The sequence below is a fragment of the Xanthomonas sp. WHRI 6108 genome (assembly GCF_040202385.2).
In the GTDB taxonomy this organism is placed as follows: Bacteria; Pseudomonadota; Gammaproteobacteria; order Xanthomonadales; family Xanthomonadaceae; genus Xanthomonas; species Xanthomonas arboricola.
The window spans coordinates 3,851,089-3,863,417 of record NZ_CP168198.1 but is presented as its reverse complement, the minus strand read 5'-3'; the positions used below and the strand labels follow the sequence as shown (position 1 = coordinate 3,863,417).

Sequence of the window (12,329 nt, the reverse complement as noted above, 5' to 3'; positions counted from 1 at the left end):
TGCTATGCCGTATTCGTCAGGGAATACGTCGATGATCGTCAAGTCAGAGCGCAACAAACAGGCCGATGTGGTACTGGCTTTCTGGGAACTGGCCGGCTCGGCCCGCTGGTTCACGCACAACGATGCGTTTGATGCCAACTTCCGCCAGCATTTCAGCGAGCAGCACTTTGCAGCGGCGCGTGGCGAGTACGCGCACTGGATGGAACGTGCCGAAGATGCGCTGGCCTTGCTGATCCTGCTCGACCAGTTTCCGCGCAACGCGTTCCGCGGCAGCGCGCATGCCTACGCCACCGATGGCCTGGCGCTGTCCTGCGCCAAGCAGGCAATCGCCAGCGGCTTCGATCAACAGGTGTCCGCGCAGTTGCGGCTGTTTTTCTATCTGCCGTTCGAGCATGCCGAAGATCTGCAGGAGCAGGCGCGCTCGGTGCAGCTGATCACCGCGCTGGACGATGCAGAAACCACGCGCTGGGCCGTGGAGCATCAGCAGATCATCCAGCGCTTCGGACGCTTCCCGCATCGCAATGCGGTACTGGGGCGCGAGACCACCGCCGAAGAGCAGCAGTTTCTCGATGACGGCGGATTTGCTGGCTGAGGGAGGCGACGGTTGGCCTGCCGCGGTTGCACGTAGCTGTGGCTTTTTCGCGCTGCACATTGCGTATGGGCACGCGGATCGAGCGGGCGATCGATGCGATCGGTTGATGGCGCACACGCGCGCGCTGTCGCGCGTTGATCGACATCGTGCGGCGGTGCAATCACACCAATAGCCTCGCAACGGCGATGCGAATGACTTACGCGGCGGCGAGTTGCGCTCTTCCGGATCCGGTGCGTGCCGCAACGTGACGCCGATACCGCTGCGGACATCGGCCATCGCGCGGCAATTGATCAACAGCCGCCCATCAAGCCTTCCGAACGCCAGTGCGTGCCTTCGCCGAGCAGCAGGTAGAAGCCGTAACTCTCGTAGCCGCTTTCCGACAGCACGAAGTCGAGCGTGCCGTTGCCGTCGATATCGCCGAACTGCAGCAGGTGCGTACGCAGTGGCAGGTCTTCGCAATCGTCGCAGCCACTGGCCGCGCTGCCCTTGCGGAACTGCCAACTGCTGCCGTCATGCTCGAAGATCGCAAGCACGGCCAGGACACCGGTCGGGTTGTCCGGATTACCGGTCCTGGTCGGGTGATGGGAGGTCAGCACGGCCACGCGTCGCTGCGGCTGCCGGGTGTCGGTCACGATCTGCAGCGCCGCCAGATCCTGCGCACGATCGGCAGTGAATGCCGTCAACGCCTGGGCCAACGCCGCCGGCTTGACGCTGTTGCGCAGCTGCGCAGTCGCGCCGGCCTGGCGCAACAGCTCGGCCTGTTCGGCAGCGGTGGCGTTACGGCTGGCAAAGCGCTTGCCTGGATTGAGATCCACCGTCGATAACAGCGGCGAATCGGACAGCGTGCTGGTGCCCTTCAAGCGCAGTCTTGCCGTGCCGCCGCACATGCTGTTGTCGTCGACGCTCAGCGACGCAAGCCGCACGGTACCGCTGGACACGCCCGCATTGAAGACCTGCAGCGGCTGGCTCAGCAGCGACCTGGGCATGCTGGACTCCTTCGCCACGCCGCTGCCCAGCCACACCGGAATGTATTCCAGCGGGTCTTCGCTTGGCTGGCTGTCGTAGGTTTGTACCAGCACGACTGCGCGCGCCGGCTCGGCGGCCTGTGCGGCCAGCGGCAACAGCGCGGCCAGTGCGAGAGAGAGCAGGCGGGTGTGCATTGCAGCGACGTCCTTGTGCATATCGATCCATGAAAAAACGGACGCTCGGTGGAGCGCCCGTTCGGGGTGTGCACTGTAGCAAACGCGGCTCAAAACCTGGCCGGCGGTTGCGGCGGGCCATCGCCGGATGCGGATTCCCGCCACCGGCTGTGCCGTCTGGCTTGCTCAGTACTTGGCCACGCCGTTGTCCACCTCGTCCGACCAGGCGTCGATGCCGCCGGTGACGTTGTAGACATTGCTGAAGCCCAGGCTGCGGAAGTGCTCGGCCGCCTGCAGGCTGCGCCCGCCGCGATGGCACAGGAACGCCAGCGGGGTGTCCTTGGGCAACTGCTCGATGGCGGCGCGCTCGTGCGCGTCCAGCGTGCGGAACGGCGCGGCAACGCTGGCCAGGGCACGCTCGTCGGCCGGGCGCACGTCCACCAGGGTCAGCGTACCGGCCTTGATGCGGTCGTCGGCATCGCGCACCGACAGCTCCTGCACCGGCTTGGGCGCATTGGGGTTGTCGATGGCCAGGCCACGGCCGCGGATGTCGTCCACCCAGTCGATGGTGATGCCGTCGGCGCGGCGGGCGCTGGCCAGATCGAACTGCACGCGCAGGCCGTTGGATTCGGCCGCGATGGCGTTCGGGTTGGTCGGCGCCAGCTGGAAGTTCGGCTGGAAGTTGGCATCGATGGCCAGCGTCAGCGAGGCATCCGGCGCATCGGCCAGCGCGCCCTTGAGCATCTCGACCGCGGCCGGGGTGATGGTGATCTTGGGCGGAGTCCGGTCTGGCGCCTGCAGGCCCAGCATGCTGCTCAACTCGCCGCTGTCGGCCATCTGCAGGATGATGTCGCTGCCGCCGATCAGCTCGCCGTCCACATACAGCTGCGGAATGGTCGGCCAGTCGCCGTAGGCCTTGATGCCTTCGCGGATCTCCTGGTCGGCCAGCACGTTGACGTGGGCATAGTCGATGCCCAGACCGTCCAGCACGCCGACCGCCTTGGCCGAAAAACCGCACTGCGGCATGCCGGGCTGGCCTTTCATGAAGAGCACCACACGGCTGGATTGCAGCAGCGTATCGATGCGGGAACGCAGGGCGGGATCGAGGGACATGGCAGCACTTCGGTCAGATCGTGGAGTCCGGGCATTCTACGCCGCATGGCATCATGCGGCATGACCACGCTTCAAACGCTGTATCGCATCCCCTCGCACCCGTACCGCTGGGTGGGCCTGCTGGCCCTGTCGCAGGCGGCGGTGGCGCTGCTGTGGTGGCATCTGGGCTGGGCCTGGGGCGTGCCGGCGTTGCTGGTGTCGCACGCCTTGTTCGTGGTGCCGGTGTTCCTGCCGCGCGCGCGCCTGTACGCGCCGGTGCTGGCGCGCCTGCCGGGCCGCGCGCCGCAGGTGTGGCTGACCATCGACGACGGCCCCTCCGACGACACCCCGGCGATGCTGGACCTGCTGGACGCCTTCGATGCCAAGGCCACGTTCTTCGTGGTCGGCGCGCGCGCCGAGCAACGGCCTGAACTGGTGCGCGAGATCGTGCGCCGCGGGCATGGCATCGGCAACCACAGCCATACCCATCCGCAGGCCTGGTTCTGGGCGCTGGGCCCGCACCGCATGGCGCAGGAAATCGGCCAGGCACAGCGCGTGCTGGCCACCATCACCGGGCAGGCGCCGCGGCTGTACCGCTCGGTGGTGGGCATGACCAATCCCTTTGTCGCCTCGCCGCTGCGTGCGCACGGGCTGACCCGCGTGGCCTGGAGCGCGCGCGGTTTCGACGGGGTGCGTTGCGAGCCGCAGGCCACCGTGGCCCGCATCGTGCGCGACCTGCGCCCCGGCGCCATCGTGCTGCTGCACGAAGGCGCCGCGCACGGCCACAACCTCACCATCCTGCGCGGCGTGCTGGAAGCGATGCACGCACGCGGCCTGGCCGGGCGGCGTCCGCTCTGAGGTCCTTGCGCACCGCCTAGCCGATGGCGTGGAAGCAGAGCGTGCGTTGCCGGATCCTTCGTCCCTGTCGGCGGGAACGCTCTGGTGCGACGCGTCTTTTTTGTTCGCCGGATTGCCTGGAGCTGGCGCTCCTGAGTTCCGTCATCGACCCGCGCATGTATTGACAGCGATTTAACGCGGATCGAACATGCGCCCCCAGCCAGCAAACGGTGCGCGCCTTCCGGTGGCGCTGCCGACGCCAGCCTCAATAGCCGTCATCGACGGCCATACTCGCTCTTGAGGCTGACCCCATGTCCCATCGCACTGTCCCTGTGCGCGCGCTTGCGCGTGCGGATCTCCGTTCGCCGCAGCTCCCGCTGGCGTACTCCCTGCTGGCGCTGGCCTGCGCGTGGCCGTTGGCGGCTGCGGCGCAATCGAGCACGCGCGACCCGGTCGATCTGGACCGCCTGCAGATCGAGGCACACCGCGGCGCCGCGACCGAAGGCAGCGACTCCTACACCGCCGATGTGGCGCGCAGTTCGACCAAGCTGGAGCTGTCACTGCGCGAGACGCCGCAATCGGTGGTGGTGGTAACACGCCAGCAGATCGTCGACCGCAACCTGCAATCGCTGCAGGACGTCACCGACACCGTGGCCGGCTTCAACTCGCCGACCTGGGACACCGAGCGCACCTACATCAACGCGCGCGGCTTCGAAGTGGACTATTACCGCATCGACGGCATTCCCACCGACTACACCGGCGATGTGCAGCAGAACATGGCGATCTACGACCGGGTGGAAATCATCCGCGGCGCCAACGGCCTGACCACCGGCGCGGGCAGCCCGGCCGCGTCGATCGACCTGGTGCGCAAGCATGCCGACAGCGATGTGTTCACCGGTCGGGTCGATCTGTCGGCAGGGCGTTGGGACCGCTATCGCGGCACCGTCGACCTGCAATCGCCGTTGAACGCCGCCGGCAACGTGCGTGGGCGGGTGGTTGCCAGCTGCGAGGACAAGCAGTCGTTCCGCGATTACTACAGCAAGCAATCGTCGCTGTTCTACGGCATCGTCGATGCGGATTTCAGCGATGCCACCCGCGGCTACATCGGCGTCAACAAGCAGCGCAACGACGGCCGCGGCACCACCTGGGGCGGGGTGCCGGCGTACTTCAGCGACGGCAGCCGCACCGATTTTGCACGCTCGGATGCGTTCACGCCGCGCTGGGCGCGCGGCGTGGCCGACACCACCAATGCGTTTGCCGGCCTGACCCATCGCTTCGACAACGGTGCGCAGCTGCACGTGGAATATTCGCATCAGCGGTTCGAAGCCGATTGGAAGTCGGTGCTGTTCGGCTACTTCGATTACCCGGACCGCCAGACCGGCCTGGGCCTTGCCAACACTTTTGGCGGGCGCTATCCCGCACTCACGGCGCAAAACAGCCTGGATGCCTATCTCAGCGTGCCGCTGACCTGGTGGGGCCGCAACCACGAACTGGTCGCCGGCGCCACCTGGATGAACCGCAACGTGCGCAGCTGGTCCAACGGGCCGCAGCCGCCGCAGGTACTGACGGCCGAAAGCGTCTACGCCTGGACCGGCAGCATGGCGCAGCCGCAATGGACGCCGCTGGTGAAGGGCGAAGAGCGCGACGTGCGTCAGGTGGCCGCCTATGCCGCCGGCCGTGTCAGCCTGACCGACGCGCTCACGGCCATCGTCGGCGCACGCGTCACCGACTGGAAGAACACCGATCAACTGGTGCCGGCCAACACCTACGAGCGTCGCGGCCGCACCACGCCGTACGCCGGCCTGATACTGGACGTGGACGACCACCATTCGCTCTACGCCAGCTACACCGGCATCTTCAAGCCGCAGAACAATCGCGACCGCAGCGGGCGCTATCTCGCCCCGCTGGAAGGCAACAGCTACGAGGTCGGCGCCAAGGGCGAATACCTCGGTGGCCAGCTCAACGCGGCGCTGGCGTTGTTCCGTATCGAGCAGGACAACCTGGCGGTCAACGACCCCGGACAATTCGTGCCCGGCACCACCAATCAGGCTTTCCTGGCGGCGAAGGGCACGGTTAGCCAAGGGGTGGAATTCCAGCTCGACGGGCAGCTGTCCGAGCAATGGCGGATCGCGTTCGGCTTTGCCCAGTTCGATGCCAACGATGCCAGCGGTGTCGACGTCAATCCGACCAGTCCGCGTCGCGAGGCCACCCTGTTCACCAGCTGGCAGACCGGCCCATGGCGCGTGGGCGGAGGCCTGAGCTGGCAGTCGGCCATCCACGAATTGATGTCCGGGCCACAGGGCACAACGCAGCGGCTGACCCAGGGCAGCGTGGTGTTGGCCAACGCGATGGCACGCTACGACATCAACCAGGCATGGTCTGCGCAGCTCAACGTGCGCAACCTGTTCGACCGCAAGTACTACGCCAACATCGTCTATCAAAGCCAGTTGATCTACGGCGACCCGCGCGATGTGGAGCTGACGCTGTCCTGGAAGTTCTGAGCTTGCTCAAGACGGCAGGCTTTGGCGGTATCGATGCCGCCATAGGTCCTGCGACGGTGGGCTAACCAAGCCTTTGCCTGCATCCAAACGGCGCGTCGACTCGGTGACTTGGTTGTCCCGAAGTGATTGGTCGGCGCGGATGGATCAATTGTAGAGCGGCTGCTCTGCGACTCGCTGCAGGGCCCTTGCCCGCCCACCCTCGCAGGACACGCCGCAAGTACATCCCTGTAGGCTCTTACGCGGCATCCATGCCGCGTAAGGTCCCGCGACGGTGGGCGGGCAAGGACCAGTCGAGATGGTCGGTGTGCAGGGCCTTCAACAACGCAACCTACAAATTCTCTGGCGCGGTGCCCTTACCGATTGCGGGACCGTGTGGCGGCAAGGATGCCGCCACCGAGCCTCCATGGACGGATTCACGGCGTGTCCCGCGAGCGGTGAGGGCGCCGCGCACTCGGCGAACTAGGCCTTTGCCTGCATCTAGACAAAGCGGCGGCTCGATGAGTTGGTTGTCCCGAAATGATTGGTCGGCGCGGATGGATCAGTTGTAGAGCGGCTGATCCTGGCTGCAGGGCCCTTGCCCGCCCACCGTCGCGGGACACGCCGCAAGTACGTCCCTGTAGGCTCTTACGCGGCATCCAGGCCGCGTAAGGTCCCGCGACGGTAGGCGGGCAAGGGCCCGTCGAGATGGTCGGTGTGCATGGCTTTCAACAAGGCAACCAGCGGACTCTCTGGGGCGTGGGACACCGCCCTTGAACAACGTGGCCCGGGATCATCCCCTTGACGTCAACAGCGGCCGTCAAAACGACTGCGCGGCCGGTGCCCGGTGCGGCATTTGCTATGCCTACACCCCGGTTTCTGCGTGCCGTCCACATCCGTCCGGCGACCGCGCGTTACGTTCTGTCAGTCGTTGTAAAGCGAGCCAGGCACGTTGTGCACGGCCTCAGCGCGGCTCGGCCACGATCAACCAGTTGTTGAACGGCGTGTTGCCATACAACGGCGCAAACGTCGCACGCAGACCGGCGGCATCCAGCTGCGCCTGCAGGCTGTCGCGGGTGGGATAGCTGCGCGGCATGCGCTGCATCCAGCCGCTCAGATGCGCCAGCACGTCGGTCACGCGGCTGGTGCGGCCTCGGCTGCTGGCATCGCCCAATGCGCTGCGGATCACCAGCTTCGCGCCCGGTGTGAGCATCTGCGCCACGCTGCGCAACAGGCTGGCCTGCATGTCGGCCTGCAGATACTGCAGCACGTCCAGAATGGTCACGCTGCCGCGGTGTTGCGGCCAGGCCACGCTCAGATCGACCACGGCAAACTGCGTATTGCCCAATGCCGAGCGCTGCGCGATGTGTTGCGCGCGGCGAATCTTGGACGCGTCCACATCCACCCCGTGATACGCCAATGCCTGGCCATCGGCACGCAATGCGTGCGCGAGCAGGCCCAGCCCGCAGCCCAGATCCAGCACGGGCGCGGTGGTGCTGCGCAACTCGGCCAGCACGCCCGGATACAGCGGGTCGGTGCGCAGCTTGGCCTGGGTGTAGTAATAGTCGTAGCGATTGCCCAGCGGATGCGGCGGCAAAAACGCGCGCGCGATCGCCAGCGCCTGCGCGCGGCTCATGGGTTGGGTAGCGGTGCTGTGCAATGTCGTTCCTTGGCAATAAGGCTTGGTGCGCGGCTAGCTTGGGGCCTGCTAAGGCGATTGGGGCTGCTCACGCGTGGCGTGGTCCATCCCGATCGCGTTGGCAGCCGCTATCGCATCGCGCGCCGCTGGCAGTGCCAGTGCGGTCCAGCGCGCATACATGGCGCCGGAGGGATGCAGGCCATCGTCGACCAGCATGTCGGCAGCGTCGCCGCCATCGCGGCTGGTGGCGGTGATGTCGACAAAGCGCACCGAGCGCGCGGCGCAGCGTTCGGCGGCCACGCTATTGAAGGCATCGATCTGTGCGCCGATCAGTGGCGCATCGCCGCCCTGCGCATGCGCAAACGGAGTCAGCCCCCAATCGGGAATCGACAGCACGAACACGCGTGCCGCAAGGCCGCCGGCGAACCCGATCGCACGCTGCAACAACGCATCGAACTGGCTGCGGTATTCGTCCAGCGAGCGTCCGCGGTATTGATTGTTGACACCGATCAGCAGGCTCACCAGCTCGAACGGTCCCTGCGGCGCAGCGGCATCGAGACCGGCCTGCAGCTCGTCGGTGGTCCAGCCGGTGGTGGCGATGATCTGCGGCGGCGCCACATTCCAGCCGTAGGCACGCAAACCGTCGACCAGTTGCACCGGCCAGCGCTGCTCGGGGACAACGCCTTCGCCGATGGTGTAGGAATCGCCGAGCGCCAGATAGCGCAGCGGCGTGCCGGCCGCCGCCATCACGCCACGCTGCGCGACTTGAGCGGCACGACCTTGGTGACCGCCTCGGCGCGGCGTGCCAGCGCACGGTCGATGCGTGCGAAGACATCGCGCATCACCGGCGCTTCCGGCATCAGGGTCACGCGGAAGTGGTGGCGGTAGGGCACGTTGAAGCTGGAACCCGGCACCACCAGCACGCCTTCCTCGTTCATCAGGTCGAGCGCGAATTCATGGTCGTCGAAGTTGCGCGCGGCCGGGCCGACCACCGCCGGGAACGCATACAGCGCACCGGCCGGCGCCACCAGCGACAGGTGCTCGCTGGCCGCGCAGGCCTCGATCACCGCACGGCGGGTTTCGTACAGACGGCCGCCCGGCGCGCACAGCGCCGAGATGGTGTCCGGCCCGTTGACTGCCGCGTCGATGGCGTACTGGCCCGGCACGTTGGCGCACAGGCGCAAGGCGCCGAGCAGGTCCATCGCATTGCGCAGGTCGTTGATGCGCGACTGCTCGCCCGACAGCAGCGCCCAGCCCACGCGCCAGCCGCAGGCGCGGTGCACCTTGCTCAGGCCGCCGAAGGTGATGCACGGATGCGCACCGGCCAGCGGCGCCACCGGCACGAAGGCGGCGTCGTCGTAGAGCACCTGGTCGTAGATCTCATCGACCATCAGCAGCAGGTTGTGCTTGCTGGCGATGGCCACGATGCGCTCCAGCAGTTCGCGCGAATAACTGGCGCCGCTGGGATTGTTCGGATTGATCAGCACGATGGCGCGGGTACGCGAGGACACCAGCGTCTCGATTTCCACCGGGTCCGGCTGGAAGCCGTTTTCCGGTGCGCAGCGGTAATACACCGGCCGGCCATCGTTGAGGATGGTGGCGGCCGACCACAGCGGATAGTCGGGCGAGGGCACCAGCACTTCGTCACCGGGATTGAGCAGCGCACGCAGCGACAGGTCGATCAGCTCGCTGACGCCGTTGCCGACGAAGATGCGGTCCGGATGCGCATCCGGGTGCTGGCGCCGCGCATACGCGGTGGCGATCGCCTCGCGCGCTTCCGGCAGGCCTTGCTGATGGGTGTACGGATCGGTGCGGCCCATGTCGTCGGCGATCGCGCGCTGCAGATGCTCCGGCGCACGGAACCCGAACGCGCCCGGATTGCCGATATTGAGCTTGATCAGCTTGCGGCCCTGCGCCTCCAGTTCCCGCGCTCGTCGCGCCAGCTCGCCCCGGATTTCGTAGCGGACTTCGGACAGACGCTCGCGGATGGCGAGCGGCTTTTGCGGGGCAGTGGACATGCGACGGGCCGGTTGTAGGCGTGAGGCTTGGCATGGTAGCGGAAATATGACAGGCGGACATGCTTGCATCGGCAACGATGTCAAGGGGCGCTTCAGCCCGGGCGCAAGGCCCGATTGCACAAGCCGCTGCGGCCAGCCAGCTAGAATCGCCCCATGAGCATTGTGTCCCCCGATTACCCCACCCTCCAGTCCATTGGCTGGCCCTGGCCTGGCCCTGCCGAGGATCCTGCCTGGCAGGCGCTCTTTGCCGCGCATCCGCAGGCGTTGCCGGCGCGGGTGGTGGAGCAGCACCGCACCGGCTATGTGGTGGCCGATACGCCGGAGGCCGGTCTCAAGGCCGAGTCGCTGCCGGAGTGGCAGCGGCCGCGGTTTCCCAGCCATGAGCGGGCGTCGGTGGGCGATTGGGTGCTGATGGAGGGCAAGCGCATCGTGGCCCTGCTGCCGCGGCGCACCTCGATCAAGCGCGGTGCGGCCGGCGAGCATTACCACCAGCAGGTGATCGCGGCCAACATCGATACGGTGTTCATCGTGTGCGGGCTGGATGCGGACTTCAATCCGCGCCGCATCGAACGCTACCTGCTGCTGGTCGGCGGCGGCGGTGCCGAACCGGTGGTCGTACTGACCAAGGCCGACCAGACCGAATACGCCGAGGATGCATTGGCCGTGCTGGAGGAACTGGAAGCGCAGAACATCCCGTTGCGCGCGGTCAACGCCAAGGATCCGGACAGCGTGGCGGCGCTGCGGCCGTGGCTGGGCGATGGCCGTACCGCAGTGCTGGTGGGCTCGTCGGGCGCGGGCAAGTCGACGCTGACCAATACCCTGCTCGGGTCGCAGAAGATGAAGACCAATGCGGTGCGCGAGAACGATTCGCGCGGCCGGCATACCACCACCCATCGCGCCTTGATTCCGTTGCCGTCCGGTGCCTGCCTGATCGATACGCCCGGCATGCGCGAGCTCAAGCCCACTGGCGAAGAGGATCTGGCCGAGGGCGGCTTCTCCGATGTGGAGGCGTTGGCGGCGCGTTGCCGCTTCAACGATTGCGCGCATATCGCCGAGCCCGGTTGTGCGGTGCGTGCGGCGATCGAGGCCGATACGTTGGATCCGGAGCGGGTGGCCAATTACATGAAGCTGCGCGTGGAAGTGGCCGCAGCGGCCGAAAAGCTCGCCACACGCCTGGCGCAGAACAACCGGGGCAAGGGATCGGGCCGGCGGCCTGCCAGCGTCGACCGCAACGGACGCCGCTGATGCCATCGCGCAAGGGGCCGCCGGACATCGTCCATCATGCGGCGCTGGATGCGCGCCTGGTCAAGGCCGTGCGCGGCGTGCGCCTGCTCGCGCTGGCCAGCTGGCCGCGCTCGCTGCAGGAGCCGTTCCTGCAGAGCGTGGCACGTGGGCAGCCGGAGCTGCCGCAGGTGGAGTATCCGCGACTGGATTTCGGCGATACCCGGCGCGAGCTGGCGGCCATTGCCAAGCAGGCCGATCCGCATCACCCGCTGGGCGCCTACCTGATCGACTCGACACATAGCTGGGGCCTGGCCGCCGGCCTGCTGGAATCGCTGGGTACTCCCGCAGTCAGCGATTACTCGGCGCAGCTGTTCGGCGTGCCCGACGACCCGATGCCGGGCAACGGCCCGAGCACGCGCGAGGCGGCGCGGCATTTCATCCAGATCGCGCAGGAGCTGGACCGCGAACTGCTGGCGCCGGAAGAACAGGTGCCGGTGTCGGCAACCGCCCTGCGCATGCAGCTGCAGAACGATCTGGACGCCTTCTTCGAAGGGCGTGTCATCACCGTCACGCTGGATCCGGATCTGCTGGCCAAGGCGGCGGCCGGCGCGCATCGCATCCGCCTGCGCAGCGGTGCCACCTTCAGCGATTACGACCGCGCGCAGCTGTTCCATCACGAGGCGCTGGTGCATTCGCTGACCGCGCTCAACGGGCGTGCGCAGGTGCACCTGCCCAGCCTGGGCATTTCCTCGCCGCGGACCACCGCGACCCAGGAAGGCCTGGCGACGTTTGCCGAGCAGATCACCGGCAGCATCGATATCGAACGCATGAAGCGCATCAGCCTGCGTATCGAGGCGATTGCGATGGCGCGCTCGGGTGCGGACTTCATCGAGGTGTTCCGCTATTTCACCGCAGGCGGGCAGAGCGCGGCGGAAAGCTTTTCCTCGGCGCAGCGCGTATTCCGCGGCGTGCCGACCTCCGGCGGCGGTGCCTTCACCAAGGACACGGTGTACCTGCGCGGGCTGGTGGCGGTGCACACCTTCTTCCGGCATGCGCTGCAGCGCGATCAGCTGCAGCTGTGCCGTTACCTGTTCGCCGGCAAGATGGCCCTGGGCGATGTGGCGCGCCTTGCGCCCTTGTTCGACAGCGGCGTGCTGGTCGCCCCGCGCTGGTTGCCGCCGTGGGTGAGCCGGGTCAGCGGCCTGGCCGGCATGCTGGCGTTTTCGTTGTTCGCCAATCGCATCCGCATGGACCAGCTGCAGCCACCGGCGATGAACGTCTGACGCTTGCCGAGTAACTTGCGCGAGGTTG

At 67.0% G+C, this 12,329-nt stretch carries 10 protein-coding genes; 5 read left to right on the top strand and 5 right to left on the bottom strand.

The features are described from left to right. Nucleotides 1–31 precede the first annotated feature (31 nt). Nucleotides 32–592 carry a DUF924 family protein gene (locus ABQ039_RS16165; RefSeq protein WP_349778679.1) on the top strand — a complete coding sequence of 187 codons (561 nt, stop codon included), beginning with the start codon at nucleotides 32–34 and terminating at the stop codon, nucleotides 590–592. A 290-nt stretch (nucleotides 593–882) separates the two neighbouring features. On the opposite strand, the gene ABQ039_RS16160 is transcribed toward ABQ039_RS16165, so the two are convergent. Both ABQ039_RS16160 and grxD read right to left on the bottom strand, forming a co-directional pair. Further along, entirely contained in the window at nucleotides 883–1,752 is an 870-nt protein-coding gene (locus tag ABQ039_RS16160) for a hypothetical protein (RefSeq protein ID WP_349778683.1), read from the bottom strand. Between the two features lie 165 nt (nucleotides 1,753–1,917). After that, nucleotides 1,918–2,844 carry a Grx4 family monothiol glutaredoxin gene (gene grxD, locus ABQ039_RS16155; RefSeq protein WP_054592925.1) on the bottom strand — a complete coding sequence of 309 codons (927 nt, stop codon included), beginning with the start codon at nucleotides 2,842–2,844 and terminating at the stop codon, nucleotides 1,918–1,920. A 45-nt stretch (nucleotides 2,845–2,889) separates the two neighbouring features. Here grxD and ABQ039_RS16150 point away from each other — a divergent pair, with 45 nt between their 5' ends. Together ABQ039_RS16150 and ABQ039_RS16145 are read left to right on the top strand one after the other, a co-directional pair. Then, nucleotides 2,890–3,681, top strand: a complete 792-nt coding sequence (locus ABQ039_RS16150) for a polysaccharide deacetylase family protein (protein ID WP_181123469.1) — start codon at nucleotides 2,890–2,892, stop codon at nucleotides 3,679–3,681. A 290-nt stretch (nucleotides 3,682–3,971) separates the two neighbouring features. After that, entirely contained in the window at nucleotides 3,972–6,161 is a 2,190-nt protein-coding gene (locus tag ABQ039_RS16145) for a TonB-dependent siderophore receptor (protein ID WP_349778680.1), read from the top strand. Between the two features lie 940 nt (nucleotides 6,162–7,101). Here ABQ039_RS16145 and ABQ039_RS16140 read toward each other — a convergent pair. The 3 genes from ABQ039_RS16140 to ABQ039_RS16130 form a co-directional block, all read right to left on the bottom strand. Beyond that, on the bottom strand, nucleotides 7,102–7,773 hold the full coding sequence (locus tag ABQ039_RS16140) for a methyltransferase (protein ID WP_003483442.1): 672 nt from the start codon (nucleotides 7,771–7,773) through the stop codon (nucleotides 7,102–7,104). Nucleotides 7,774–7,845: 72 nt separating this feature from the next. Next, a complete protein-coding gene (locus ABQ039_RS16135) occupies nucleotides 7,846–8,523 on the bottom strand; it encodes an SGNH/GDSL hydrolase family protein (RefSeq protein ID WP_349778684.1) in 678 nt (225 codons plus the stop codon). Next, a complete protein-coding gene (locus tag ABQ039_RS16130; RefSeq protein WP_024938954.1) occupies nucleotides 8,523–9,794 on the bottom strand; it encodes a pyridoxal phosphate-dependent aminotransferase in 1,272 nt (423 codons plus the stop codon). Before ABQ039_RS16130 ends, ABQ039_RS16135 begins: the two co-directional genes overlap by 1 nt. A 153-nt stretch (nucleotides 9,795–9,947) precedes the next feature. Between ABQ039_RS16130 and rsgA the strand changes: the two genes are divergently transcribed. After that, complete coding sequence (gene rsgA / locus ABQ039_RS16125; protein ID WP_349778681.1) at nucleotides 9,948–11,039, top strand: ribosome small subunit-dependent GTPase A; 1,092 nt, start codon at nucleotides 9,948–9,950, stop codon at nucleotides 11,037–11,039. Continuing rightward, complete coding sequence (locus ABQ039_RS16120; protein WP_104556107.1) at nucleotides 11,039–12,301, top strand: flavohemoglobin expression-modulating QEGLA motif protein; 1,263 nt, start codon at nucleotides 11,039–11,041, stop codon at nucleotides 12,299–12,301. The genes rsgA and ABQ039_RS16120 overlap by 1 nt, the downstream gene beginning before the upstream one ends. Nucleotides 12,302–12,329: the final 28 nt, after the last annotated feature.